The organism is Sodalis praecaptivus, assembly GCF_000517425.1.
Classification (GTDB): Bacteria; Pseudomonadota; Gammaproteobacteria; order Enterobacterales; family Enterobacteriaceae; genus Sodalis_A; species Sodalis_A praecaptivus.
In genome coordinates this window covers 1,998,203-2,023,472 of the sequence record NZ_CP006569.1, presented here as the reverse complement: position 1 = coordinate 2,023,472, position 25,270 = coordinate 1,998,203, and the positions used below count along the sequence as shown (strand labels likewise).

The window sequence follows — 25,270 nt, the reverse complement described above, 5'->3', positions numbered from 1 at the left end:
CATCGTCAACGCCGTTGACATTAGTTTATTTCATGCGAAAACGCGCCTGTGTACCCCGTTCAACTATTACAATCAGGTCAATGCCACCTGCCCGTTGCCTTATAAAAATTTTACAGGAGAGCAAACGTGATCAGCGTTTTCGATATGTTCAAAATTGGTATCGGTCCGTCCAGTTCCCATACGGTGGGCCCGATGAAAGCCGGTAAACAATTTGTGGACGATTTGGTCGAAAAACATCTGCTGACCTCCGTCACGCGTATCGCCGTCGAGGTTTACGGCTCCCTTGCCCTGACCGGGAAAGGACACCACACCGACCAGGCGATCATCCTTGGCCTGGCCGGCAATAGCCCGGATACGGTGGCCATAGACGCCACGCCGGCGTTTTTGCGCGACGTCGCGCAGCGCCAGCGGCTGATGTTGGCCGGTACTCCCCATGAAGTGGACTTTGCGCGCGAAGGGGGCATGGTGTTTCACCACACTAACCTGGCGCGGCACGAAAACGGGCTGCGCATCCACGCGTTCGCGGGCGATCGCTGCGTTTACAGCCAAACCTACTACTCTATCGGCGGCGGTTTTATCGTCGAGGAAGCACAGTTCGGCCAAGCGGTGGTGAATGAGGTCAGCGTTCCCTTTAGTTTTACTAGCGCTCAGCAATTGCTGGAACACTGCCGCGATACCGCCCTGTCGCTATCCGGTTTGGTGTTGCGCAACGAACTCGCGCTGCACGAGCGCGCGGAGATAGACCGCTATTTTGCCGCCGTCTGGCAGACCATGCGCGCCTGTATCGATCGCGGCATGAATACCGAGGGCGTGCTGCCGGGGCCGCTGCGGGTACCGCGCCGCGCCGCCGCGCTCAGAAGGATGTTGATCGCCGGGGATAAGCATTCAACCGATCCCATGCAGGTGGTGGACTGGGTCAATATGTTCGCCCTGGCGGTCAATGAAGAGAATGCCGCCGGCGGCCGTGTTGTCACTGCGCCCACTAATGGCGCCTGCGGGATCGTGCCCGCCGTTCTGGCCTATTATGACCATTTCATCGAGCCGGTCTCGGCCGATATCTGGCTGCGGTATTTCCTCGCCAGCGGCGCAATCGGTATTTTGTACAAGATGAATGCCTCCATTTCAGGCGCTGAAGTCGGCTGTCAGGGCGAGGTGGGCGTCGCCTGCTCCATGGCGGCGGCCGGCCTGACGGAGCTGATGGGCGGCAGTCCGGAACAGGTGTGCGTCGCGGCGGAAATCGGTATGGAACACAATCTGGGGCTGACCTGCGATCCGGTGGGCGGCCAGGTACAGGTGCCGTGCATCGAACGTAACGCGATCGCGGCCGTAAAAGCGATCAACGCCTCGCGCATGGCGCTGCGCCGCACCAGCGCGCCGCGGGTGTCCCTCGATAAAGTGATTGAAACCATGTATGAAACCGGCAAGGACATGAATGCCAAATACCGCGAAACCTCCCGTGGCGGCCTGGCCATCAAGGTGCAATGCGACTGAGTGAAGATGCGCCGCGGAACTGGCGTGCGACAGCCGCGGTGCGGTTGAAAGGTCAAGGGTGACCACGCTCAGGCCGTAGCAGCGTGGCGCCAGAGGGGCCAATGCGGGAACCCCGCCGCTCAGTTTCCCTTGCACCCGGCGCCACCAAAAATCCGCCGGCGCCGCCGTCCCCTATCTGCACTCCGTCCCGGCGGCTGCAACATGGAACTGCGGCGCCGGCGGCGTTGCGAATGATGCATCCTTATTGCCGCCCGCTGGGATCCGGCAAAGGCGCATACTCAGCGCCACGTCGGCGCCGTTTAACGGATTACTCCTCCTCATCCTCGCCGTGCCGCGGCGCCAGGCGTTCAATCCACACTTGCTCAATGCGATATTCCACCATCTGGCGAATGGTAAAGCGCCATTCGTCAAGCGTTAGCACATCCCCCTCCACCGGCATTTGATCGCACTGGGATAACAGCAAGCCGGCCAACGAGGCGACGTTATCCCGCCCGCGCGCCAGCGCCTGGGTGTCCAGCGCCTGCTGTAGCGCATGCAGATCGGTACTGCCTTTCGCCAGCCAGCCGTCCTCGTGGACCTCTATTTCCGGCGTTTCGTCTTCGTCGGGAAACTCACCGGCAATCGCTTCCAGCACGTCCAGGGGCGTCACTAACCCTTGTACCACGCCGAATTCGTTGGACACCATCACCATGCTGCCTTTCGCCCGGCGCAACTCCTCCAGCAGCTTCAACACATCCAGGGTTTCCGGCACGACGATCGCCGGATTGGCGGCGGCGTAGGCTTTGACCTGTTCGCCGTTATCCACCGCCGCCATCAAATCCTTCGCGCGCACGATACCGATAAGCTGATCCAGCTCGCCGTTACAGACCGGGAACATATTGTGCGGCGTTTCCATTAATGTCGCACGCAGCTCCTCTACCGGCCGCTGGCAGTCCAGCCAGGTTATCTCATTGCGCGGCGTCATCACGCTGCGCAGGGTGCGCGAAGCCAGCGACAGCACGCCGGTGATCATATGGCGCTCTTCGTCGGCGAAATGCGCCTGCTTGAACGCCTGGGCCGAATCATCCTCGCCGGTTTCGCGCTGCGCCCTGCCCCCCATTAACCGCATAATCGCTTCCGCGGTACGTTCGCGCATCGGCTTGGCGGACTGGTTTTTGATAAAGTTGCGGCGCGCTATTTGGTTGAACATCTCAATCAGGATCGAGAAGCCGATGGCGGCATACAGGTAGCCTTTCGGAATATGGAAACCAAAACCTTCAGCAATCAGGCTGAGGCCTATCATCAGCAAGAAGCTGAGACACAGCACCACCACGGTTTGATGACGGTTAACGAAACGGGTCAGCGAACGAGAGGCCAGCAGCATAATCGCCATAGCAATGACCACGGCGGTCATCATGACGGGCAGATTGTTAACCATCCCCACCGCCGTGATGACCGCATCCAGGGAGAATACCGCATCGAGAATAACGATTTGCACCACTACCGCCCAAAAGCTGGCGTAGCCGCGGCCGGCGCTGCTGTCGTGCTCTTTATTTTCCAAACGTTCGTGCAACTCCGTGGTTGCCTTAAACAACAGGAAAATCCCGCCCAACAGTAAGATGAGATCGCGGCCGGAAAAGGAAAAGTCGCCCAAATGAAACAGCGGTCGCGTCAGCGTAACAATCCACGAAATCAGCGACAGCAGCCCAAGGCGCATAATCAACGCCAGCGACAGACCTACCACCCGCGCGCGATCGCGCTTTTTGGGCGGGAGTTTGTCCGCCAGGATCGCAATAAAGACCACGTTGTCGATGCCGAGAACGATCTCCAATACGATCAGGGTCAATAATCCCACCCAAATTGAGGGGTCCATTAAGAATTCCATCACAGGCTCCGTAAGGTATTTAGGCTGTAGAGATTACAGGGTTAAACCGCATCTTTGCCGGCAAACGCGCAGGGGCAAGCCGCCAAGAGGCACACTTTCTTGGGGAGCGGGATCAAACATGACGAAAGCAGGATCCAGCGCGAAGCGCCAGTGAGAGGACAACGATGACCGCGCAAGCGGACAAACAATGATGAAACGGCTTCGGTGACAGTCCATCGGAGGGCTGTTTGCTCCTTTTATAATTTAAACGCTTTACTGTATCAGGGAATCACCGCCCGGCACAAAACTTTTTCACTTCAAGCCGTTTGTTCATTCTCAGCTACACTCTTTTGTGCGCTTGTACCGATTCCGGTAGCCAAATAACTGAGCGCCGTCACAATTTTTATTTTTTTACACACTAAAATAAATCGCGATTTACTTATGATCGTCCGAACCAATAACTGAAGCAGATCAATCTGTAGGGCGGACATCGGTCAGGGCAGGCATCGTTCCTGACTTTGCAGTTATACCACCAAAGAGTTAGGGCCCTCGACACGGCTTTCGTGCGGGGCGCATAACCCATTTTGTCAATAGAGGAGGTATCCAGTGAGTATTGCTATTGTTATTGGCACTCACGGGTCAGCGGCCGAGCAATTATTGAAAACGGCCGAAATGATTTTGGGCGCACAAGACAACGTCGCCTGGATCGATTTCGTCCCCGGCGAAAACGCTGAAACATTGATTGAAAAATATACCGCCCGTCTGGCGGATCTTGACACCACAGCAGGCGTGTTATTTCTGGTCGATACCTGGGGAGGCAGCCCGTTTAATGCCGCCAGCCGGATTGTCATCGATAAAGAAAATTATGAAGTCGTGACCGGCGTAAATATCCCCATGCTGGCCGAAACCTTTATGGCCCGCGACGATAATCCTACCTTTCAAGAGCTGGTCGGTATCGCGGTGGAAACCGGACGTATTGGCGTAAAAGCGCTAAAAGCCCCGGAGGAGGAACAGGCTCCGCCCGCCGCCGCGCCGGCGCCGGTGGCGAAAGCCGCGCCGGTGGCGGCTGGTCAAGGTGGCCACATGAGCATTGGTCTGGCGCGTATCGACGACCGTCTGATCCACGGCCAGGTAGCCACCCGCTGGACGAAAGAGACCAACGTTAAACGCATTATCGTGGTCAGCGATGAAGTGGCCGCGGATACGGTGCGCAAAACCCTGCTCACCCAGGTGGCGCCTCCGGGCGTTACGGCCCATGTGGTTGACGTGGCGAAAGCTATCCGCGTTTACGACAACCCGAAATATGCCAATGACCGCGTCATGCTGTTATTCACCAACCCGACCGACGTCGTGCGTCTGGTCGAGGGCGGCGTCGGCATTACCACGGTCAATATTGGGGGTATGGCCTTTCGCCAGGGTAAAACCCAGGTGAACAATGCCGTGTCGGTAGACGAAAAAGACATCGCGGCGTTTAAGACGCTTAACGAACGCGGTATCGAGCTGGAAGTGCGTAAAGTGTCCAGCGATTCCCCGTTGAAGATGATGGATTTAATTAAAAAACTCGGCAATTAAGCCCTACGCCGCATTATCACCCTTAAGAGCGTAAGTTTGCCTGGAAACGGATTCATCGCTCTATTACGCAAGGTAAGAGGAGAAGTACAATGGAGATCACCACGCTTCAAATTGTACTGATATTCGTCGTCGCCTGTATTGCAGGCATGGGATCGATTCTCGACGAATTTCAGTTTCACCGTCCGCTCGTGGCCTGTACCTTAATTGGTCTGGTCCTGGGCGACATGAAAACCGGTATCATCATCGGCGGGACATTGGAAATGATCGCGCTGGGCTGGATGAATATCGGCGCCGCGGTGGCGCCCGATGCCGCGCTGGCGTCTATCATCTCCACCATTCTGGTCATCGCCGGTAATCAAAGCGTCGGCGCCGGTATCGCGCTGGCGATCCCGCTGGCCGCCGCCGGACAGGTATTGACCATCATCGTGCGCACCATCACCGTCGCCTTCCAGCATGCCGCCGACAGCGCCGCCGAACGCGGCAACCTGACGGCGCTGAGCTGGATCCACGTTTCAGCGCTGGTCTTGCAGGCGATGCGCATCGCCATTCCTGCGGTCATCGTCGGCGTGTCGGTCGGGACAGACGCCGTACACAACATGCTCAGTTCGATTCCAGAAGTCGTCACCAACGGCCTGAATATCGCCGGCGGCATGATTGTGGTGGTCGGTTATGCGATGGTCATCAACATGATGCGCGCGGGCTATTTGATGCCGTTCTTTTACCTCGGTTTCGTCACCGCGGCCTTCACCAGCTTTAACCTGGTGGCGCTGGGGGTGATCGGCGTGGTCATGGCCATACTCTACATCCAGCTCAGCCCGCGCTACAACCGGGTCGCAGGACAGGCCGCACCGGCGCAGGGTGCTAACGATCTCGATAATGAACTGGATTAATAGGTGAGAGAAATGGTCGATACTACAGCTACAGGTCAAAAGAAACTGACGCCCGGCGATGTACGCGGCGTATTTATCCGCTCCAACCTGTTCCAGGGATCCTGGAACTTTGAACGTATGCAGGCGCTCGGTTTTTGTTTTTCGATGGTGCCAGTGATTCGCCGCCTGTACCCGGAAAATAACGATGACCGCAAGCAGGCGATCAAACGGCATCTGGAGTTCTTCAACACCCATCCCTATGTCGCCGCGCCGGTATTGGGCGTCACCATGGCCATGGAAGAACAGCGCGCCAACGGGGCACCGATTGATGACGCCGCCATCAACGGCATCAAAGTCGGCTTGATGGGGCCGCTGGCCGGGGTCGGCGACCCGATTTTCTGGGGTACCGTACGGCCGGTATTCGCCGCTCTTGGCGCCGGTATCGCCATGAGCGGCAGCTTGCTTGGTCCGCTGCTGTTTTTCATTCTGTTTAACCTGGTGCGCCTGGCTACCCGCTATTACGGCGTAGCGTATGGCTACCGTAAAGGTGTCAATATCGTAAACGATATGGGCGGCGGCTTCTTGCAAAAATTGACCGAAGGGGCGTCCATCCTCGGGCTATTTGTGATGGGCGCGTTAGTCAATAAGTGGACCCACGTCAATATCCCCTTTGTGGTGTCCCGTATCACCAACACCGAGGGACAAACCACCGTCACCACCGTCCAGACGATTCTGGATCAGCTGATGCCCGGGCTGGTGCCGCTGCTGCTGACCTTCGGTTGTATGTGGCTTCTGCGCCGCAAGGTGAACGCCCTGTGGATTATTATGGGCTTCTTCGTCATCGGTATCTTCGGCTACTGGGTGGGACTGTTGGGTCTGTAAGCATACCGTTATCAAACCGGGGGATGTCGCCCCGGTTTTTTTTTTGCTTTTTTTGGGGGGAAGCATGACCGTTACCGATATCGGCCTGGTGGTAATGATTGTTATCGCACTGCTGTTTGCCGTCTTTGATGAGTTTATTGTGGATTACGCACTGCGCGGCAAAACCCGGCTACGGGTACCTCTGCGCCGCCAGGGCCGGCTGGACGGCCTGATTTTTATCGTCCTGCTGCTGATACTGCTGTACAAAAACATCACAACCGGCGGCACGGTCGTCACCTCCACCCTGATTTTAATCCTGGGATTGATGGTGGTTTATCTGGCCTATATTCGTCGTCCACGTATGCTGTTTAAGACAGAAGGTTTTTTTTATGGCAATGTATTTATCCGTTATTCTCGTATCAAAAATATGAATTTATCGGAAGATGGTTATTTGGTTATTGACCTGGAAAAACGGCGTTTGCTGATCCAGGTCAATAAATTAGACGATCTAGAGAATATTTACCATTTTCTTATGGAGTTACAGTAGGTTAAATTAATTATATAGCCTTGGCTAAATAAATTAGTCAACGCAATGAAAAATACCTTATTCTTTATTTCCCGGTCAGTTCCCGGCGAAATCCCGCCATTATCCTCACGCTGCGCGCAATTAATCAACAGCAAACCTGAGGGTATTTATCCCTGTTATTTTTGTAGTTGTTATTATGGGAAATATTATGTTAAGGTTGCGCCGTCATTAGGGAGTAGCCTATTTTTGCCTTGTAGCGAAAATGCCCGTGTCAACATACTCGTTTCTTTGGTAAACGTGGTGCGGGCGGCCTTCATCGGCTGGCGAGACTATAGACATGCGGACCTGTCGGTAAGGTTGGGGGGACAGGAAAGCGTGGATATGGGCGCCCAGCCGAGGCTTAACAATGAATCTTTCCGCCACACTTATTCTTGCCTTTGGCATGTCGATGGACGCCTTTGCGGCCTCGGTCGGCAAAGGCGCCACGCTGCACAAGCCCGCGCTGCGAGAAGCCCTGCGTACCGGTCTGATTTTCGGCGTCATAGAAGCCATTACCCCGCTTATCGGCTGGGGGCTGGGCCTGCTGGCCAGTCAGTATATTATGCGCTGGGACCATTGGGTGGCGTTTGTCCTGCTGGCGTTTCTGGGCGGCCGAATGGTGCTGGCGGGCTGGAAAGCGCAGCCTGCGCAGACGACCATAGTCGGTAAACACAGCTTGGGCGTGCTGGTAGCCACCGCCATCGCCACCAGTCTCGATGCGCTGGCCATCGGCGTGGGTCTGGCGATGCTACAGGTCAATATTGTTCACACCGCGTTGCTAATCGGTCTTGCCACCCTGCTTATGTCGACCATCGGTATGCTATTGGGGCGCTTTGTAGGGCCTTGTCTGGGCAATAAAGCGGAAATTATTGGCGGTTTCATCCTGATTGGCATCGGCTGCAACATTCTCTACAGCCATATCGGCGAAGCCATGCTCGCCAATTTGATTGGGTAATCCCGGCGCTGCCCGCGCCAATAAAACGCCGTTATCTCCCCAGACTGTGTTTAACGAGCGGAATATTCACCGCCCCACCCGCCCCAATAACGCAAGGCCTCCCCTGCCCACGCTAATCGAGCGGAAGACTTTTTGCACTGCCGATGCCGCCCAGACTTCAGACCCGCCGCCACAGGCGCACGATAAAATCCGTTTCGAGGTCAAACGACGTCGCGACCGCCAACCGTTCGAGCACCTCCGGGGTGGCGCGCCAGGCGAAGGGCGTCATGCGCAGCAGCGCCACGCCTTCCGCGCCGGTCAGCCGCAGCGGATAGCAAAGCGCGCTTTCCCCTAGCGGCGCAAACCCCGCGAGGGTTTCTTCCTTTGGCGCGTGCAGCTGCACATCGCGATAAATGAGCGCTTTGAGCTGATAGAGATGGCGCGGGCCGGGCGTCACCGTCAGCAGCACGCCCCCCGGTCGCAGCGTGCGCCGTAGCTCGGCGGGATTGCTCGGCGCATAAATGCGCATGACGCCGTCCAGTGACGCATCGGCAAACGGCAGGCGCTGGCTGGACGCGACGCAAAAGCGAACCTGGGCATAGCGTTTCGCGGCGCTGCGCACCGCATTTTTCGCGATATCCATCCCGTACACCTCCGCCTCTGGCCGCTGGCGCATGAGCAGGTCCGCCAGCGCGGCGGTGTAATAGCCTTCGCCGCAGCCGATATCCAGCCAGCGTAGACCCGCATGCGGCGTGAGCGCGGCGATGGACGCCATTACGCAATCGCGCAGCGGCTGATAATGGCCGGCGTCGAGAAAGGCGCGCCGCGCCGCCATCATCAATGGCGCGTCGCCAGGATCCTTGCTGCGTTTAAACTGCACCGGCAGCAGATTGACATAGCCCTCTTTGGCACAATCGAAGCAGTGCTGCCCGGCGCAGCGATAGTGCTTATCGTGCCGGACGAGCGGAAGATGGCAAAGCGGACATTGGAAACAAGACATGGCGATTCCGGTCGGAAAACATTTAGGGCGCAGTGTAGCGCAAAATAGCCCCTCTGGCGGTAGAAAACGCGCTACACTGGGCGCTTCATCCACCGATTGTACACACCATTGATGACAGCTTATTCATCCCTGTTGTCCCCGATACACGGGGTGGCGCACGGTTTTGGCGACAAAGCGTCGCTGATGCCGGAGGTACTGCAAGCGTGGCAAACGACGTTACCGGACAAGAAGCAAGTCCATGGCACCGATATTGGCTGGGTAAGCCGGCCGGGCGAGGCCCTGGGGGAGCTTGATGGCGTCGTTACCGACGTTCCCGGCATACTGTTGACGGTACTGACCGCCGATTGCCTACCCGTGCTATTCTGCCGCCGCGACGGCCGGCGTATCGGCGCGGTACACGCGGGTTGGCGCGGTCTGCTGGCCGGAATACTCGGGCAGTTCGCCGCCACGCTCAACGCCGCGGGCGACTCCCCGTCACGCTGGGTCGCGGCGATAGGGCCCGCGGCCGGGCCGTGCTGTTATGAAGTCAGCCAGACGCTGGTAGAGGAGTTTACGCAGCGGTTGCCGTTCCCCGCAGCACTTATCTCCCCGCGCCCGCGCTATCTGGACTTGGCGGCCATCGCCCGGCAACAGCTCTTGACGCTGGGGTTCAGCGCGGTCGATGCCCTGGGCCACTGTACCCTCTGTCACCCGGCGCCGGCGCCCGAGCAAGGTATGCGCTATACCAGTTTTCGCCGCAATAGCCAGCAGCGTGAGCGGGATCCCACCCATCCGACCATCAGCGGGCGCAATCAGCATAGCGGACTGATTATTCTGCCAGATCACGGCGCGGTGTAAGGCACAGGCCGGGGCGGTTGGGTACAGCGGGGACGCGCTATCCAACGGGGAAGGTATCGCGCCGGGAAAAAAGCAGCGCAGCAACAGTGAGACGACACCCAAGCGTTAGACATCCAGGCGGTGGAGCAGCGGCCGGGTAACACGATGACGTCAGCACAGCGGTAGACAACCTGAAGCCGCCGCATAGCGCAATGACGTCGGCACAGCGGTAGACATCAAGGGCGCGGGGAATGATTAATGGGTCTGGCAAGAAAGGGGGGTAGGCGGAAATGATTTACCGCATTGGCCCGTAGCGACCCCCAACGTTAAATCCCCCCGCGGGCGCGAAGCCAGCAGGGGGACTTAGATGTTATCCGTTAGTCAAATGACTAACCGTTGCCGCAGCAACCTGGATTACAGGGCAGTTACATTAACTGCTGAAGGGCCTTTCTGGCCATCCTGGATTTCGAATTCGACGTTCTGGCCTTCGGCCAGAGTTTTGAAACCGTTACCCTGAATAGCGGAGAAGTGAACGAACACGTCTTTGCTGCCATCGGCCGGAGTGATGAAACCAAAACCTTTAGACTCGTTGAACCACTTCACTTGACCTTTGATCTTTGCCATCTTGCATATTTCCTTTGGAGTGTTTAATTCGCCATTTGGCGATACAGAGACAAACTGGAGTCGTTACTGCTTGAGGCACTAAGATAAGGATCGGCAGAGAAGCGGTATGCAACGAAATCGTCTACACGCAATACTTCTTTACTGAAAATGCCACTCATATACAGAACTGTACCTCGTTTTACCCAATTGCGTTATCACATACTCTGTAAACAATGGCAAGCCATTTTTAATCAGGGCCGGATATGTCGCACATAATCAAGACACTGGGCTATCAGCCTCGCATCAATAAGGTGCGGGAGACCCTCATTTCCTACGGGGTTATAGCGCTACGGTCTGCCGTTATCGGATAAGGGTAACATTAGCGCAAACCCCTGCCGACGTCCAATGCATTATTCAGAAATAACTATTCATTCATCACTGTAAGAAAACAAGGGGTCTAGTTCACAATTTTAACCCTTCCCCTTATAACCTCTTTTTCTAACATAGTGAAAGATTGTGCTAAACCTTTATGACCGCGTCCATGACGCATCAGAGGGCTTCAGCTCGCCTTTCGACCAGGATAACATCCGCTTATGAGCCCCGCGTCTCGCCCCAGCGCGGTGCTGATGTTGCGCTATAAAGGATCACCAATGTTGTGCAATCTTTTTATGTGCACAACCTGCTAATATGCCAATTAATAAATTTAAAAATAACCTATGCGCGGTTAATGCCGCAAAATGAACAAAAAAGACACATAATGTTCATTTATTACCTGCCGCGCGAGGGATTTGGACAATCTGGTTATTAACGCGCTATATACGGTGAATATTAAAGCAATATGACAAACGGAAAAGGAAATCGGCCAGTATTGCGGTTGAGATTATTTCTTACACCGCTTCGTTTAATTATCTTCGGGGTCGCACGCGCGACACATTGGCATTAAGAGGGCGACCAGGGCATCGGTTAACGCTTTCGCCTCCAGGCTGACGTGCAGGGTTACGCCGGCGGCGAAGCAAAACCGCTTCTACTGAGTCCGCAGGGGCGTCAGGCCGGCAAAATACCGGGCCATCAGGTCACGTGCTACCCAATCAAACGGCCGTCGGTCCGCCCCCCCGGCACGCCCCTAGCCTCGCATCTCACCAGCAGGCCACGGCACCGCTGATCTTTAGCGCCGCCGACGCCCGGGCTAATGGTCACATCATCTGTCATAGCGTGATCTTACCGCCGATCTTTAGCGCCGCGAAATCGGCATTATTGACGCCCGCCTCGCGCTGGGCACGCAGTAACTCGCGCGGCGGCTCGTCAAGGGATTCATCCGCCAGCTCGAACACCCCCCAATGAATCGGGATCACCCGGGGCTGTTGAAGTTCCTGATAAAAACGCACCGCCTCGGTGGGGCTCATATGACTTTCCGCCATGAACCATTCTGGTGCATAGGCACCGATGGGCAACGCCGCCGCGTCAAACGGCCCCAGGCGTTGGCCAATTTCCGCCAACCGCGGGGTATAGCCGCTGTCGCCGGAAAAGAAAAAACGCCAGCGCGGCGTGGACACCACCCAGCCGCACCATAAGCTTCGGTTGCGGTCCCAGAGCGAGCGCATGCTCCAGTGCCGTGCCGGGGTACAGTGCAGCGCGAACGCCGGCGCCGTGAGCGCATCCCACCAGTCGCATTCGGCCACGTGCTTGACGCCGTGTCGGCGCAACCAAGCGCCCATGCCCAATGGCGCCGCGACCCGCAGCGCGGGAAAGCGTTTTAACAGCCGCCGCAGCGTGCCACGGTCAAGATGGTCGTAATGATTATGGGAGTACAACACCCAATCAATATTGGGCAATTCGGCGATGGTTGCCGCCAACGGCGTTTTGCGCAGGGGACCGGCAAACGGCAGCGGTGAGGCGCGCTGGCCCAGCGCCGGGTCGCACAGGATATGCTGCCCGCCCACCCGCAGCAGTAGGCAGGCATGGCCCAGCCACCAGACGGCGTCTTCATCGCCGCTAAAATCCGCTTTTTGCCACCACTGGCGGACAAAGGCTTCATAACCCTCGCCGGGCGGACGCGGCAGCCCTTGCGCCTTGCGCTCCTCCCGCCAGCGTTTCAGCGCCCCGGGATCGCGCTGGGAGATATCGGGATTGGTAAAACCGGTGGGTGTATGGTGAGATTTGGTGGAATCATACCAGCGATTGGGCTTGCTCATGGTTTTTGCACTCTCCCTGTCAGGGGCGGACAACGCAAAGGGATAAACCGCCGTTCACAAGCCGGCGGGGTCAGGCGCGTCGGGGGATTAACGTTCGGCGATAAAATCCTTAAACATGATAGGTTCGCCGGGAACGGGGGTTGAAGCCGGGTTGGGCGGGTCTCCCCGGGTGAGTTTTGCCAACAGCTCGGTCTGCTGCTTTTGTTGCTCGAGAAGTTCGGTTAGCAGAGCTATCTGCTCGTTCGCTTTGACACTGGCACGGTTCAAAAAAAACCAGACCACCAGTACGATGACGAATACCGCGACGGACGCCACGGCGATTGCGATATTCAGGCTGTTAACTCCCAACTCATTCATGAACTGACCTGCCACTCATTGAACCAGTGGCTATCTTATCACTCCACGGCCGACTTAGTAGCCCGCTGACAAAATTTGCCTGTTAACAGACGTTACCAAGGCATCCATTTGGTCACCAGGCACATGCCGCTGAAAAAATCCCCTCCCTGATCGCAAAAGCTATTCAGCGCCGACAGCCAAAGAGCCAAACAGAGCAGCAGAATCGCGACCAGTTTAATCGTTGTGCCTCTTTTCAAAACCCTATTCCTGAAATGCCTAATCAACTAATGTTATCCGCTTAAACTTAAACGAGAGATAACAGTACCTCATTTAGTTTTCAATGAAATGATTTTTAAGTAAGAAAATACACGGGTAAATTAAACGGGTCGCGCCCAGGGCGAGACGCGGCCACGTAGCGGCTTTTAGTGGGGAGAGGCGCGCTCGAACTTCATGTCAATAAGGGCAATGGCTTTCTCAATCGCGCGCCGCGTAATGGGGTCACGGGCGGCGGGATGGGTGCCAAAGTCAATGTTTTTCAACTGCGCGGACATTTTGTCGCGCACCTCCGCCGGCGCGATGATATCGATAACGTCCAGAATCTGTTTGATTACCAGCTGACAGGCAACCAGATCGGACACCAGTTCCTGGTTTTCAGTAAGGGATTGTGTCATTTCTTTTCCTTTATGCGTGTGCATCCGAACCGGCGGATCAAACGCACCGGTTCGGTCTTTGAGGGGTTAAAACGGATAGTCGTGGTAGCCTATCTGGCGGGAGATGGCGCGCGCCGCGTCGTGCAGCATTTTGACATAATCATTTTTGGCCTCTTCGGAAAAGCGGATCGTGGGAAACGAGATGCTCAGGCCGGCAATGACAACGCCAAAGCGATCAAAAATCGGTACCGCGATACAGCGCAGCCCCTCCTCCTGCTCCTCGTTATCTTCGCCGAACCCCTGCGCGCGCACCTGCTCCAGCTCCGGCAACAGCGCTTCTCGACTGGCGGCGGTGCGGGACGTACTGCGGGTGAAGATCACATCAGCCAGAATATCGCTCGCCTCAGTGACGTCACGCCAGGCCAGTAACACTTTGCCAATCGCGGTACTGTAGAGCGGATTACGGCGGCCAACGCGCGAATACATGCGTAAATTGTACAGCGAATCGATTTTATGGATGTAGACGATGCTGTCTTCATCCAGCGCACCGAGGTGAATGGTTTCTCGCGTGAGGTTGGATAGCACCCGCATTTGAATGTCGGCGATACGAATCAAGTCGACGTTTTGCAGCGCTTTCGCGCCGAGCTCAAACAGCTTAAGCGTTAAGGAATACTTTTCCGATTCGCCTTCCTGCGCGACGTAACCCAGGGATTTCATCGTTTGCAGGAAGCGGTACACGGTACTTTTCGACATCATGACCCGCTGCGACAGTTCGGTAATGCCAATTTCACGTTCTTCCCCCAGCGCCTGGAGGATGCCGAACACCTTCAATACCGACGACACCGAATCGGGTTGCCGGTCGACTTCTGCTATCGCCATGTTAATAAGTATCCTGTAAGAGCAGTTTTGTGTTTTAAAAAAAATAGAACATGATTTTTAGTATAATGGCAAGGCCGCAGCCTGCGCAATGCGCAATGGCGGTTAAGCCGCGTTGCGCGTTAGTTAGTATTTATTACATTTGCCGCGCGAAACGCACCTCGCCGGCTGCAACAAAAGTGTTACAGTAAAGGCTTTTACGGACGAACGAACCTTAATGACCCACATCGACCATGACGGCGTTCCCCGGCCGCAGCGCTACGGAGCCATTCTGACGATTGTGCTGAGCGTCTCCATTGCGGTTTTGGATGGCGCCATCGCCAACGTTGCCCTGCCCACCATTGCTCGTGAACTCCACGCCAGTCCGGCTGCATCGATTTGGGTGGTCAATGCCTATCAACTGGCGATTATCGTTTCATTGCTATCCTTCGCCAGCCTCGGCGATATTTACGGGTACCGGCGTGTCTATCAATGCGGTCTGGCGGTGTTCAGCCTGATGTCTTTGCTGTGCGCGCTGTCCGACAGTCTGTGGATGTTGATTGGCGCCCGCGTCCTACAGGGCCTCGGCGCCGCAGCGGTGATGAGTATCAATGGCGCGCTAATTCGGATCATCTATCCGCAGCGTATTCTCGGCCGCGGTATGGCAATCAATACCCTGATGGTAGCGGTGTCCACCGCTGCCGGCCCCACGGTAGCGGCAGGCGTCTTATCGGTGGCCAGCTGGCAGTGGCTGTTCGCCATCAATGTGCCCATCGGCCTCTTCGCCCTGTGGCTGGGACACCGGTTCTTGCCGGGTAACCCGCAGAAGAACAGCGGCCAGCGCTTTAACGCCGCCAGCGCGCTGATGAATGCCTTGACCTTCGGCCTGCTGCTTTCCGCCCTGAGCGGTTTCGCCCAGCAGGTCAACGGCCGCTGGATCGTCATCGAGCTGTGTCTGGCCATCGCGGTGGGCGCCCTGTTCGTCCGCCACCAGCTGCGCCAGCGCTGGCCTCTGCTGCCGGTGGACCTGCTGCGTATCCCGCTGTTTTCCCTGTCCATGTGTACGTCTATCTGCTCTTTTAGCGCCCAAATGTTGGCCATGGTATCGCTGCCGTTTTACCTGCAAACCGTATTGGGCCGCACCGAGGTCGCAACAGGCCTGTTGCTTACACCCTGGCCGCTGGCGACCATGGTTTTCGCCCCGCTGGCCGGCGCCTTGATCGGCCGAGTACACGCGGGTTTGTTGGGGGGGATCGGCATGAGTCTATTTGCCGCGGGGCTATTCTCCCTGGCCTGGCTGCCGGCCGCGCCGACCGACGGCGAGATTATATGGCGGATGATGCTGTGCGGCGCCGGTTTTGGGTTATTCCAGTCCCCTAACAATCACACTATCATCACCTCGGCGCCGCGCAACCGCAGCGGCGGCGCCAGCGGCATGCTGGGCACCGCCCGCCTGTTCGGCCAAACCAGCGGCGCCGCCCTGGTGGCGTTAATGTTTAACCTGTTCGGCGACAGCGGTACGCACACCTCGCTGGTATTGGCGGGCGTGTTCGCCGCCGGCGCCGCGCTGGTCAGTTCGCTGCGTATAACCCAGGCCAACCCCCAGCAGGCGGTGGGGAAATAAACGCGGCGCCGCAAATGTCGAATGGATTGGCGTGTCGGGCAAAAAAAATCCCCGCGCCGTGGGGGATTTTTTAGAGGTTGCCGCGCGTCCGGGCAGGTTTGGTCGGTTACCGGACAGTTGCACCTCTTGCCGTTTTTTAGCCGACCGCACGGTTTGAAGCATCGCCGTTTCCCGGCCGACGTCCTGGGGGGCTAAGTCATGAGCGGTAACCGACCGACGTTCGGCGGTTTGCAGGGCGCCATCGCAAGGGGCGACATCCCCTCCTCGGCGGCGGCCCTGCCGGCGCGCCTTATTTCAGGTAGGCGCCGGAACGCAGTGCTTCAATCCGTTTATCCAGCGGGGGATGGGACATAAACAGTTCGCTGAACGTCTTGTTGCGGCCGTTAATGCAAAACGCCATCATGCTGCTGGCTTCCTGCGGCTCATGACTGGTCTTCAACCGCTGTAGCGCCGCGATCATTTTCTCACGCCCCACCAGCTTGGCTGAACCGGCATCGGCGTGGAATTCGCGGTGACGCGAGAACCACAGGGTGATGATGCTCGCCAGTACCCCGAACACCAATTCCAGCACCATGGAGACGGCAAAATAGACCAGCGGGTTGCCATTGCCGCTTTCACCCTCGTCGCGATCCGACGACATGAACCCCGCCGCCAGCTGCGCCAGGATCCGCGAGACGAAAATAACGAAGGTGTTCACCACGCCCTGGATCAAGGTCATGGTCACCATATCGCCGTTGGCGATGTGGCTGATTTCGTGGGCGATGACCGCCTCGGCCTCGTCGCGGTTCATGTTTTGCAGCAGACCGGTGCTGACGGCCACCAGCGAGGCATCACGCCGGGCGCCGGTGGCGAAAGCGTTGATATCGGGCGCGTGATAAAGCGCCACCTGCGGCATGGAGATATTGGCCTGCTGCGCCTGCTGGCGAACGGTAGTGAGCAGCCAACGTTCGGTTTCATTGCGCGGCTGCTCAATCACTTCGCCGCCGACCGAGCGCAGCGCCATGGATTTTGACATTAACAGCGAAACGAAGGCTCCGCCGAAACCAAACAGCCCGGCCATTATCATTAATCCGGCGGCACTGGAGGACTGGATCCCGGTGAGGCTCAGTACAATACCGAACACCACCATCACCGCCAGGTTAGTGAGCAGGAAAAGAGCGATACGCATCATAAAATGTCAGGTTCCTCGGAAATAATCACGCCTATTGCGTAACGTTAATCTAGGGTCTTGGCGGCGTTTTTCAAGCATTAGGCGTCGATAAGTCGCTAAAAAGACATAACTTTACATTTTGTTAAACTTTTTGCCCCCTTCCTTGAGAGGCGGCGAAAAAAAAGGCGCCGGTTAAGGCGCCTGATGACGTTGCTACCCCGCCGGCGGGGCGGCGGGTTGGCTGGCCTCGGCATGGGCGAGATCCAGCGCAATTTGCACCGTTTCATCCAGATAGGGATCCGGCTCTTTATAATCCTTGGGGATGGATTCCAGATTCTTCACCGGTTTTTTACCCTGCCGCACCAGCCGCTCGTTGGTGCGCTGAAGGCGGATAGCATCATCCTCGTGATTCTCCTTCTCCCGCTGGGCGAGATTGAGAGAGACCCAATTGCGTTTCTCCTTCAGGGCGTGGAAACGCGCGATATCCTGTTGGATATATTGGAATTCAGGATCTTTGGCGATGCGCGCCTGATGCGCTTTGAGCAACTCGGCCGAGAACGGCTTCAAATCGCCGGCCTTGGTATAGGTGGCCGCGTTGATGCTGTCCCAGGGCAGCGCATTATCTTCAAATTTTTCGCCGGTTTCGACGGTTTCAGTGCCGGTGGGCATGATGATATCCGGCACCACGCCTTTACGCTGCGTGCTGCCGCCGTTGACCCGGTAAAATTTCTGGATAGTGTATTGGATAGACCCCAGCGCCGGCCATTCCGGGCGCAGCATCTGATCGTAGATGCGATTCAGCGAACGGTATTGCTGTACCGTGCCTTTGCCGAAGGTCGGCTCGCCGACCACCAGCGCCCGGCCATAATCCTGCATCGCCGCGGCGAAGATCTCCGACGCGGAGGCGCTGAACCTGTCCACCAACACCACCAGCGGTCCTTTATAGTAGACAATACCGTCGGTATCGCTGTCCTCGCGGATTTTACCGTTGTTATCGCGCACCTGCACCACCGGCCCGCTGGGAATAAACAGTCCCGATAGCGATACGGCTTCGGTTAGCGCACCGCCGCCGTTGGCGCGCAAATCGATAATGACGCTTTGCACGTTCTGTTTTTCCAGCTTTTGCAGTTGCACCTTGACATCATCGGTCAGGCCCACATAAAAACCGGGAATATCCAAAACGCCGACTTTTTCTTTGCCAATGGTTTTCACCGACATCTTCACCGCCCGATCCTCAAGCCGAATACGCTCGCGGGTAACGGTGACGATACGGGTTTTGGTACCCTTACCGGCAGGCAAGATTTCCAGGCGCACTTTGCTGCCCTTCGGCCCTTTTATCAGCGACACCACGTCATCCAGCCGCCAGCCGATCACATCCACCATCGGTTTGCCGGTCTGGCCTACGCCCACCACGCGATCACCAACGGTAATGGCTTTGCTTTTGGCCGCCGGGCCGCCCGGCACCAGCGAGTTTATCACCGTGTAATCGTCGTCCATTTGCAACACCGCACCGATGCCTTCCAGCGACAGGCTCATCTCGGTGTTGAACTGCTCGGTGTTGCGCGGGGAAAGGTAATTGGTGTGCGGATCGATCTCATGGGCGAAAGCGTTCATGATCAGCTGGAAAACGTCTTCGCTATTGCTTTGCGCCAGCCGCCGGATGGCGAACTGATAGCGCTTGGTTAAAATGTCGCGGATCTCTTTCTCGTCTTTGCCGGTAAGCTTGAGATTCAGCGCGTCATACTTCACCTTGGCATCCCATAGCGCGTCGAGCTCAGCGGTGGTCTTGGGCCAGGGGGCTTTGCTACGGTCGATTTCAATGGCGCCGTTACCGTTGAAATCCATCGGTTTCGCCAACTGCGCCAGCGCATATTGATAACGCTCAAACCGGCGTTTCTCCGCCAGGTTGTACATCGCATACGGCAAATCCAGCTTACCGCTTTTAAGCTCATCGGCCAGCTGTGATTTTTGGGCGGCGAACTGCGCAATATCTGACGCCAGCAACACATTGTGACTGTAGTCGAGCATGTTGAGGTAACGGTCGAAAATTTTGCCGGCGAACGCCCCGTCCAGATCGAACTGGCGATAGTGCGACCGCGTAAAACGCGCGCTGACCCGCTGGCTCACCGTTTGCTGCTGTGCTTCTTCTTTCAACGCCGGGATCTGATCGGCGCGGGTGATGTCGTCTTTCGCCATCGCCCCGCCCGCCAGCAGCGCCCCCGCCATCATGGCGACTCTGACAAATGTGTTCATGCCCTGGTTGGCCTCCGTATCAGAACTGCAGGTGTTCTGCGCGTACTATCAAAGCCATCCCGGAAGAGAGCTGCACTCGTACCCCTTCTTTGGCGATTTCCATGACGGTTGCGTCCATGGGATTTTTACCCACTTTGACTTTGATAGCCTGGCCGATTTGCAACGTGGAAATATCGGTGACAGGCACGGTTTTGACGACCGGCGCCGGTTGCCTGGGGGCAGACGCAGGACGTTCTTGTTTGGGACGGGGTTTGCGAGGCGTGACGGCGTCACTCTTAGCGGGCCGCTTGGCCGCAGCGGGACGACGCGGCGCAACGGCCTCGCCATTTTCGCGTTTCTTCGCCTGCTGGGCGGCGCGCTGAAGCTGAACGCGGGCCTTGGCTTCCTCTAATTGTTTGCGCGCATGTTCAACATGCTGCGTTTCCAGCTCGCCGCAGGGATTACCATCGAGATCAACGCGCTGCGCGCCAAGCTTTATCCCATAAAGGTAACGCCAGCTTGAAGTATAAAGGCGCAATGCGGAACGCAGTTGCGTCTTGCTGATATTGTCTTCGCCCTGAACCCGTTCAACGAGGTCCTGAAAAATACCGATCTTAAGCGGCCTGGCTTCACCTTCGGCCGTGAAACAGAGCGGGAAACGCTCCGCCAGAAAGGCAATGACTTCTTTGTTGCTGTTCAACTTAGGTTGATTTTCCATGAATTTTCCTGATTACAACGGGTTTGCCAACCAGCGCAGGCATGAACAGGCGTCATTATAATGACGCCATCGGCAAATGCCACGTTATCCGTATATCATTATCAAGTATTAGTGATAAATTTGCGCAGATTGGTGGTTCCCAACTGCCGGCAGAGGTAATCCACCACCGCCTTCAGTCCATCTTCATCATCCTGATCGAAGCGTTGATAAATCGTGCTATCGATATCCAAAACCCCCACCACGCGTTCATCGATTGTGATAGGCAATACGATTTCCGCGTTACTGGCGGCGTCGCAGGCAATATGGCCTGGAAAAGCATGCACATCGCCGATACGCTGAATCCGGTTTTCCGCCGCCGCGGTGCCGCAGACGCCTTTACCCAGCGGGATGCGCACGCAGGCAACCTTGCCCTGAAAGGGCCCGAGCACAAGTATATCACCCTCGAGTAAATAAAAACCGGCCCAGTTCACCCCTTCCAGACGTTCATAAAGTAAGGCGCTGACGTTGGCCAGCGCGGCGATAAAATGCGTTTCGCCCTCAAGGAGTGCCGACATATCTTGCAATAATTCAGCGTAAAATTGTTGTTTTTTCATAATAAACCATTAAATGAGCTAATCTTTGTGTTAGCAGACGGCACACCAGCCTCTATAAAATAAGCAATAAATGCCCAAAGCCACAAGATTAATCCGTTATGACTTCACAAAGTGTTCGCGCGCGGGTATGTTTGCCCGGCCAGACAGGCGTTGCGCCGGCGGTTTATTATAACCCGATAACGGCGGCGTGCAGGGTGAAAAATGAGGTGTGAGGGAGGCGTAAACGCCGCGCGATGAAAATAACCGCGATTCATGATGCCTTTCCGTCCGGCCAATATCAACGCTGTCCGGAATGCGATGTGTTATTTATCCTGCCGCCCCTCGGCGATAACCAGGATGCCTGCTGCCCACGCTGCCAGGCAAAAGTGGTGCGTGGACGCGACTGGAGCATGACGCGCCTGGCGGCGCTGGCGGTCACGCTGCTGCTGCTGATGCCTTTTGCCTATACCGAACCGTTGATAAGCATCCGCTTGCTGGGCACCCCCATTCGCGCCAGTTTGCTACAGGGTATTTGGCAAATGGCGCTTCAGGGCAACATCATTACCGCCAGTATGGTGGCGTTTTGTACCGTCGGTGCGCCCGTCACGCTGGTCTTCTCGCTATTGTATTTGTATTTTGGCCAGCGCCTGGGCCTGAATTTGCGCCCCGTGCTGTTGATGCTGCACCGGCTAAAAGAGTGGGTGATGCTGGATATTTATTTGGTAGGCATGGCCGTGGCGTCCATAAAAGTGAAGGATTACGCCGATGTGACCACCGGTCTGGGTTTAACCGCCTATGTTATTTTGACGCTGCTCACCATCCTGACGTTAATTAAGCTCAATACCGGCCAGCTGTGGCAGCACTTTTTTCCACAGCCGGCACCGCGCCCGGGAATGCCGCTGACCGGCGCGCTGCGCGTCTGCCTCAACTGCCGATTTACCGGCCTGCCGGACGCCCGCGGCCGCTGTCCGCGCTGCCACACCCCGCTGCGCCACCGCCGGCGCCATAGTTTGCAAAAAGCCTGGGCCGCCCTCATCGCCGCGATAATTATGCTTATTCCCGCCAATATGCTGCCGATATCCATTATTTATCTCAACGGCAGCCGCAATCAAGATACCATTATGTCCGGTATTCTGTCCCTGGCGCAGGGAAATGTCGCGGTGGCGGCGATTGTTTTTATCGCCAGCATTTTGGTGCCGTTTATCAAAATTATTGTGCTATTTACGCTGTTGCTGAGCATCCATTTCAAAGTTCGGCACGGCATGAAGACACGCGTTCGGCTGCTGCGATTTGTTATCTGGATTGGACGCTGGTCAATGCTGGATTTGTTTGTTATCTCAATTACCCTATCGCTGGTAGATAGGGATCAATTGCTCGCCTTTACGCTGGGACCGGCCGGCTTTTATTTTGGCTCCGCCGTAATTTTGACAATTCTTGCTGTCGAGTGGTTGGACAGCCGTTTGCTATGGGACGCACATGCCACACACGCCGACTACACCGATTAATGCGACCGTCCGCACCAAGCGTCGTATTTCGCCTTTCTGGCTATTGCCGTTTATTGCCCTGTTGATTGCCGGCTGGCTGGTGTACAGCACGCTGCAAGAGCGCGGTGCCACGGTGACGATTGATTTCGTCTCCGCCGATGGCATCGTCGCCGGGCGCACGCCGGTGCGTTATCAAGGGGTTGAGGTCGGCACCGTGCAGAATATCAAGCTCAGCGATGACTTGCGCACCATTAAGGTAGAGGCCAGCATCAAAAGCGATATGCGTGACGCGCTGCGCGAAGGAACGCAATTTTGGCTGGTGACGCCCAAGGCATCGCTGGCCGGTATTTCCGGCCTCGACGCCCTGGTTGGCGGCAATTACATCGGCATGATGCCGGGTAAAGGCAACGAGCAGACCCATTTCACCGCTCTGGATACCCAACCCAAATATCGCGTGAATACCGGCGAGCTGCTGGTACATTTGCAGGCGGACAACTTAGGTTCGCTCAGCACCGGTTCGCTGGTTTATTTCCGCAAGCTGCCGGTGGGTAAGGTTTACGATTTCGATATTGCCCGCAACCGTAAAGGCGTGAATATTGATGTGCTTATCGATCGCCGGTTTACCCATCTGGTGAAAAAAGACAGCCGATTCTGGAACGTCTCCGGCCTGAAGGCCAATGTCGATCTTCATGGCGCGCGGGTAGAAATGGAGAGCGTGGCGGCCTTGGTCAACGGCGCTATCGCCTTCGACTCTCCCGCCAATAGCGCTCAGGCCAGCACCGACGATAATTATCAGCTTTATCCCGACCTGGCCCACAGTCAGCGCGGCGTCATTATTACCCTCGATCTGCCCGACGGCAGTCATCTTAGCGCCGGCCATACCCCGCTGCTGTATCAGGGGTTGGAAGTCGGCATGCTAACCAAAATTACTTTAGGTAAAGACCGGCACGTCACCGGCGAATTGACCCTCAATCCGTCGGTCGCAGATCTGATGCGCAGCGGGACCCGCATCGTTATGACGACCCCACAGCTGTCGCTGACCCAGCCCGATTTCAGCGGCCTGCTGGCCGGCACCACGCTGGAGCTGATTCCCGGCGACGGAGAGCCGCAGCAGCGTTTTACCGTGCCCGATAGCAACCGTAATCTGCTTCAGTTGCCCGGCGTAAAAATCTTCACCCTGAGCGCGCCGCAAAGCTATGGCATCGATGCCGGTCAGCCGCTGACGATGAAAGGGATACAGGTGGGTAAGATCACCGCGCGCCAGCTTACGGGCGACAAGATCGTTTTCAGCGCCGCGGTGAAGCCAGAGTTCGCCGGCGTTATCCATCAAGACACCAAGTTTGTCGTCAATAGCCGGGTGGATGTCAAATTCGGCCTGGACGGCGTGCGGGTGTTGGGCACCAGCGCGCAGGAGTGGCTGGACGGCGGCGTCGAAGTACTTCCGGGGACGCAAGGGCCGGCGCAGAGTCATTACCCGCTGTATGGCAATCGCGAGATGGCTGAACAAGGTATTCAGGGGGACAGGCCTAACGCTACGCTGACGCTGACCGCCTCCGATTTGCCCGACATCCAGACCGGCTCGATAGTGCTTTACCGCAAATTTCAGGTGGGTGAGATTGTGGATGTGCGGCCCACGCCGCAAGACTTTAAAGTCGATGTTTACATCCAACCCAAATACCGTAATTTGTTGAGCGATAAGAGCGTGTTCTGGGCCGAAGGCGGCGCCCGGGTGCAGATTAACGGCAGTGGCCTGACGGTTCAGGCCTCGCCGCTGAACCGCGCCTTGAAGGGGGCGGTGAGTTTCGACAATTTGGCGGGCGCCGCGGTGGTGAAAGGCGCGCCGCGTAAGCTTTACGGTTCTGAAAACGCCGCGCGGGCGGTGGGCAGCCAGATCGTGCTGCGCACCTACGACGCCAGCAAGCTCTCCCCCGGCATGCCTATTCGCTATCTGGGCATCGACGTCGGCCAAATGGAGACGCTAAAGCTCTCCCCCGGCAATAACCTGGTGCTGGCGCAGGCGGTGTTGTACCCCGAATACGTGCAGACGTTTGCCCGCAACGGCACGCGGTTTTCAGTGGTGACGCCGGAAATCTCCGCCGCCGGGGTAAACCATCTGGAAACGCTGCTACAGCCGTATATCAACGTCGAGCCGGGCAAAGGGGCGGCCGCGCGCGAATTTGAATTGCAGCAGACCACCATCACCGATTCCCGTTATCTGAATGGGCTGAATGTCGTCGTGGATACGCCGGAAGCCGGCAGTTTACAGGTCGGAACGCCGGTGCTGTATCGCGGCATCGAGGTGGGTACGGTCACCGGCCTGACCCTCGGCGCGCTGGCTGACCGAGTTTATGTGGCGCTGCGCATCAGCCGCCAATATCAACACCTGGTGCGCACCAACTCCGTTTTCTGGCTCGCTTCCGGTTACGACATCAAGTTCGGCCTGACCGGCGGTAGCGTGAAGAGCGGCACCTTCCAGCAGTTCGTCCGCGGCGGCATCGCGTTTGCTACCCCGCCGACGACGCCGCTGGCGCCGAAGGCGACCGAAGGCAAACATTTTCTGCTCTATGGCGAAGAACAAAAAGAGTGGAAGAACTGGGGTACCGCCGTACCGCCGAACTGATGGCGTGACGGTCTGGCGTGGGCGTCCCCCTCCTCCTTACCCGCTAGCGGGTGAAAAGGAGGGCGCGAAGCGGTTAAGGCACGTTAGGCGGCAGCGAGCGCTAAGAGGCGAAAGGGCTAGGAGCCTAAGAAGCTAAGAAGCTAAGGGGTTAAGGGGTTAAGGGGTTGAGGGGTTGAGGGGTTGAGGGGTTGAGGGGTTGAGGCGCTAAGGCGCTAAGGCGCTAAGGCGCTAAGGCGCTAAGGCGCTAAGGCAGGATTTAGCTTTTCGTGCTGCTTGCGCTATA

General features: G+C 56.9%; 23 protein-coding genes and 1 riboswitch. Of the genes, 10 read left to right on the top strand and 13 right to left on the bottom strand.

Features of this window, described 5'->3' with window-relative positions; genetic code table 11:
• The first annotated feature begins 126 nt into the window (after positions 1-126).
• Positions 127-1,491, top strand: a complete 1,365-nt coding sequence (locus SANT_RS09030; RefSeq protein ID WP_025421968.1) for an L-serine ammonia-lyase — start codon at positions 127-129, stop codon at positions 1,489-1,491.
• 307 nt (positions 1,492-1,798) lie between these two features.
• Here SANT_RS09030 and SANT_RS09025 read toward each other — a convergent pair whose 3' ends face one another.
• Positions 1,799-3,355 (bottom strand): TerC family protein, encoded by a 1,557-nt coding sequence (locus tag SANT_RS09025; RefSeq protein ID WP_025421967.1) that lies wholly within the window; start codon positions 3,353-3,355, stop codon positions 1,799-1,801.
• Between the two features lie 585 nt (positions 3,356-3,940).
• Between SANT_RS09025 and manX the strand changes: the two genes are divergently transcribed.
• The 5 genes from manX to mntP all read left to right on the top strand — a co-directional run bounded on the left by manX (position 3,941) and on the right by mntP (position 8,156).
• Entirely contained in the window at positions 3,941-4,906 is a 966-nt protein-coding gene (gene manX / locus SANT_RS09020; protein WP_025421966.1) for a PTS mannose transporter subunit IIAB, read from the top strand.
• Between the two features lie 89 nt (positions 4,907-4,995).
• Positions 4,996-5,796, top strand: coding sequence for a PTS mannose/fructose/sorbose transporter subunit IIC (locus SANT_RS09015; protein ID WP_025421965.1), 801 nt, complete (start codon positions 4,996-4,998; stop codon positions 5,794-5,796).
• A 12-nt stretch (positions 5,797-5,808) separates the two neighbouring features.
• On the top strand, positions 5,809-6,657 hold the full coding sequence (locus tag SANT_RS09010; RefSeq protein WP_025421964.1) for a PTS mannose transporter subunit IID: 849 nt from the start codon (positions 5,809-5,811) through the stop codon (positions 6,655-6,657).
• 64 nt (positions 6,658-6,721) lie between these two features.
• Positions 6,722-7,183 carry a DUF986 family protein gene (locus SANT_RS09005; protein ID WP_025421963.1) on the top strand — a complete coding sequence of 154 codons (462 nt, stop codon included), beginning with the start codon at positions 6,722-6,724 and terminating at the stop codon, positions 7,181-7,183.
• 197 nt (positions 7,184-7,380) lie between these two features.
• Positions 7,381-7,521: riboswitch (yybP-ykoY riboswitch) on the top strand.
• A gap of 47 nt (positions 7,522-7,568) precedes the next feature.
• Entirely contained in the window at positions 7,569-8,156 is a 588-nt protein-coding gene (gene mntP / locus SANT_RS09000) for a manganese efflux pump MntP (RefSeq protein ID WP_025421962.1), read from the top strand.
• Between the two features lie 157 nt (positions 8,157-8,313).
• Here the strand turns inward: mntP and rlmA are convergent, their stop codons facing one another.
• On the bottom strand, positions 8,314-9,135 hold the full coding sequence (gene rlmA / locus SANT_RS08995; RefSeq protein ID WP_025421961.1) for a 23S rRNA (guanine(745)-N(1))-methyltransferase: 822 nt from the start codon (positions 9,133-9,135) through the stop codon (positions 8,314-8,316).
• 111 nt (positions 9,136-9,246) lie between these two features.
• On the opposite strand from rlmA, the gene pgeF reads away from it, so the two are divergent.
• On the top strand, positions 9,247-9,972 hold the full coding sequence (gene pgeF / locus SANT_RS08990; RefSeq protein WP_025421960.1) for a peptidoglycan editing factor PgeF: 726 nt from the start codon (positions 9,247-9,249) through the stop codon (positions 9,970-9,972).
• Between the two features lie 393 nt (positions 9,973-10,365).
• Here the strand turns inward: pgeF and cspE are convergent, their stop codons facing one another.
• The 7 genes from cspE to kdgR form a co-directional block, all read right to left on the bottom strand.
• The gene (gene cspE, locus SANT_RS08985) at positions 10,366-10,575 is read right to left on the bottom strand and encodes a transcription antiterminator/RNA stability regulator CspE (RefSeq protein WP_005968829.1); all 210 of its coding nucleotides are present in this window, start codon (positions 10,573-10,575) and stop codon (positions 10,366-10,368) included.
• 23 nt (positions 10,576-10,598) lie between these two features.
• Positions 10,599-10,733, bottom strand: a complete 135-nt coding sequence (locus tag SANT_RS23320) for a DUF2627 domain-containing protein (protein ID WP_071882013.1) — start codon at positions 10,731-10,733, stop codon at positions 10,599-10,601.
• 1,026 nt (positions 10,734-11,759) lie between these two features.
• Positions 11,760-12,746 (bottom strand): MBL fold metallo-hydrolase, encoded by a 987-nt coding sequence (locus SANT_RS08980; protein ID WP_025421959.1) that lies wholly within the window; start codon positions 12,744-12,746, stop codon positions 11,760-11,762.
• A gap of 87 nt (positions 12,747-12,833) precedes the next feature.
• Positions 12,834-13,103 carry a YebO family protein gene (locus tag SANT_RS08975; protein ID WP_025421958.1) on the bottom strand — a complete coding sequence of 90 codons (270 nt, stop codon included), beginning with the start codon at positions 13,101-13,103 and terminating at the stop codon, positions 12,834-12,836.
• Between the two features lie 92 nt (positions 13,104-13,195).
• Positions 13,196-13,339 (bottom strand): PhoP/PhoQ regulator MgrB, encoded by a 144-nt coding sequence (mgrB, locus tag SANT_RS08970; protein ID WP_025245107.1) that lies wholly within the window; start codon positions 13,337-13,339, stop codon positions 13,196-13,198.
• 165 nt (positions 13,340-13,504) lie between these two features.
• On the bottom strand, positions 13,505-13,753 hold the full coding sequence (locus SANT_RS08965) for a DUF2766 family protein (protein WP_025245106.1): 249 nt from the start codon (positions 13,751-13,753) through the stop codon (positions 13,505-13,507).
• A 66-nt stretch (positions 13,754-13,819) separates the two neighbouring features.
• A complete protein-coding gene (gene kdgR, locus SANT_RS08960; RefSeq protein ID WP_025421957.1) occupies positions 13,820-14,611 on the bottom strand; it encodes a DNA-binding transcriptional regulator KdgR in 792 nt (263 codons plus the stop codon).
• Between the two features lie 214 nt (positions 14,612-14,825).
• Here kdgR and SANT_RS08955 point away from each other — a divergent pair, with 214 nt between their 5' ends.
• The gene (locus SANT_RS08955) at positions 14,826-16,211 is read left to right on the top strand and encodes an MFS transporter (protein ID WP_025421956.1); all 1,386 of its coding nucleotides are present in this window, start codon (positions 14,826-14,828) and stop codon (positions 16,209-16,211) included.
• Between the two features lie 289 nt (positions 16,212-16,500).
• On the opposite strand, the gene htpX is transcribed toward SANT_RS08955, so the two are convergent.
• From htpX to SANT_RS08935, 4 genes are all read right to left on the bottom strand, one after another.
• A complete protein-coding gene (gene htpX / locus SANT_RS08950) occupies positions 16,501-17,382 on the bottom strand; it encodes a protease HtpX (protein WP_025421955.1) in 882 nt (293 codons plus the stop codon).
• Positions 17,383-17,574: 192 nt separating this feature from the next.
• Positions 17,575-19,614 (bottom strand): carboxy terminal-processing peptidase, encoded by a 2,040-nt coding sequence (gene prc / locus SANT_RS08945; protein ID WP_025421954.1) that lies wholly within the window; start codon positions 19,612-19,614, stop codon positions 17,575-17,577.
• 19 nt (positions 19,615-19,633) lie between these two features.
• Positions 19,634-20,311 carry an RNA chaperone ProQ gene (proQ, locus tag SANT_RS08940; RefSeq protein ID WP_025421953.1) on the bottom strand — a complete coding sequence of 226 codons (678 nt, stop codon included), beginning with the start codon at positions 20,309-20,311 and terminating at the stop codon, positions 19,634-19,636.
• Between the two features lie 101 nt (positions 20,312-20,412).
• Positions 20,413-20,904 (bottom strand): GAF domain-containing protein, encoded by a 492-nt coding sequence (locus SANT_RS08935; RefSeq protein WP_025421952.1) that lies wholly within the window; start codon positions 20,902-20,904, stop codon positions 20,413-20,415.
• Positions 20,905-21,137: 233 nt separating this feature from the next.
• On the opposite strand from SANT_RS08935, the gene yebS reads away from it, so the two are divergent.
• A complete protein-coding gene (gene yebS, locus SANT_RS08930) occupies positions 21,138-22,388 on the top strand; it encodes a membrane integrity lipid transport subunit YebS (RefSeq protein WP_025421951.1) in 1,251 nt (416 codons plus the stop codon).
• Positions 22,360-24,987, top strand: coding sequence for a PqiB family protein (locus SANT_RS08925; RefSeq protein ID WP_025421950.1), 2,628 nt, complete (start codon positions 22,360-22,362; stop codon positions 24,985-24,987). The genes yebS and SANT_RS08925 overlap by 29 nt, the downstream gene beginning before the upstream one ends.
• Positions 24,988-25,270 lie beyond the last annotated feature (283 nt).

Coding starts and splice junctions, on each gene's coding strand:
- prc (WP_025421954.1), bottom strand. CDS start 19,614: ATGAACACATTTGTCAGAGTCGCCATGATGGCGGGGGCGCTGCTGGCG.
- mntP (WP_025421962.1), top strand. CDS start 7,569: ATGAATCTTTCCGCCACACTTATTCTTGCCTTTGGCATGTCGATGGAC.
- SANT_RS08965 (WP_025245106.1), bottom strand. CDS start 13,753: ATGACACAATCCCTTACTGAAAACCAGGAACTGGTGTCCGATCTGGTT.
- SANT_RS08935 (WP_025421952.1), bottom strand. CDS start 20,904: ATGAAAAAACAACAATTTTACGCTGAATTATTGCAAGATATGTCGGCA.
- proQ (WP_025421953.1), bottom strand. CDS start 20,311: ATGGAAAATCAACCTAAGTTGAACAGCAACAAAGAAGTCATTGCCTTT.
- SANT_RS08955 (WP_025421956.1), top strand. CDS start 14,826: ATGACCCACATCGACCATGACGGCGTTCCCCGGCCGCAGCGCTACGGA.
- SANT_RS23320 (WP_071882013.1), bottom strand. CDS start 10,733: ATGAGTGGCATTTTCAGTAAAGAAGTATTGCGTGTAGACGATTTCGTT.
- SANT_RS08980 (WP_025421959.1), bottom strand. CDS start 12,746: ATGAGCAAGCCCAATCGCTGGTATGATTCCACCAAATCTCACCATACA.
- htpX (WP_025421955.1), bottom strand. CDS start 17,382: ATGATGCGTATCGCTCTTTTCCTGCTCACTAACCTGGCGGTGATGGTG.
- SANT_RS08925 (WP_025421950.1), top strand. CDS start 22,360: ATGCCACACACGCCGACTACACCGATTAATGCGACCGTCCGCACCAAG.
- kdgR (WP_025421957.1), bottom strand. CDS start 14,611: ATGGCGATAGCAGAAGTCGACCGGCAACCCGATTCGGTGTCGTCGGTA.
- rlmA (WP_025421961.1), bottom strand. CDS start 9,135: ATGTCTTGTTTCCAATGTCCGCTTTGCCATCTTCCGCTCGTCCGGCAC.
- pgeF (WP_025421960.1), top strand. CDS start 9,247: ATGACAGCTTATTCATCCCTGTTGTCCCCGATACACGGGGTGGCGCAC.
- SANT_RS09015 (WP_025421965.1), top strand. CDS start 4,996: ATGGAGATCACCACGCTTCAAATTGTACTGATATTCGTCGTCGCCTGT.
- yebS (WP_025421951.1), top strand. CDS start 21,138: ATGAAAATAACCGCGATTCATGATGCCTTTCCGTCCGGCCAATATCAA.
- SANT_RS08975 (WP_025421958.1), bottom strand. CDS start 13,103: ATGAATGAGTTGGGAGTTAACAGCCTGAATATCGCAATCGCCGTGGCG.
- SANT_RS09025 (WP_025421967.1), bottom strand. CDS start 3,355: ATGGAATTCTTAATGGACCCCTCAATTTGGGTGGGATTATTGACCCTG.
- cspE (WP_005968829.1), bottom strand. CDS start 10,575: ATGGCAAAGATCAAAGGTCAAGTGAAGTGGTTCAACGAGTCTAAAGGT.
- SANT_RS09010 (WP_025421964.1), top strand. CDS start 5,809: ATGGTCGATACTACAGCTACAGGTCAAAAGAAACTGACGCCCGGCGAT.
- SANT_RS09005 (WP_025421963.1), top strand. CDS start 6,722: ATGACCGTTACCGATATCGGCCTGGTGGTAATGATTGTTATCGCACTG.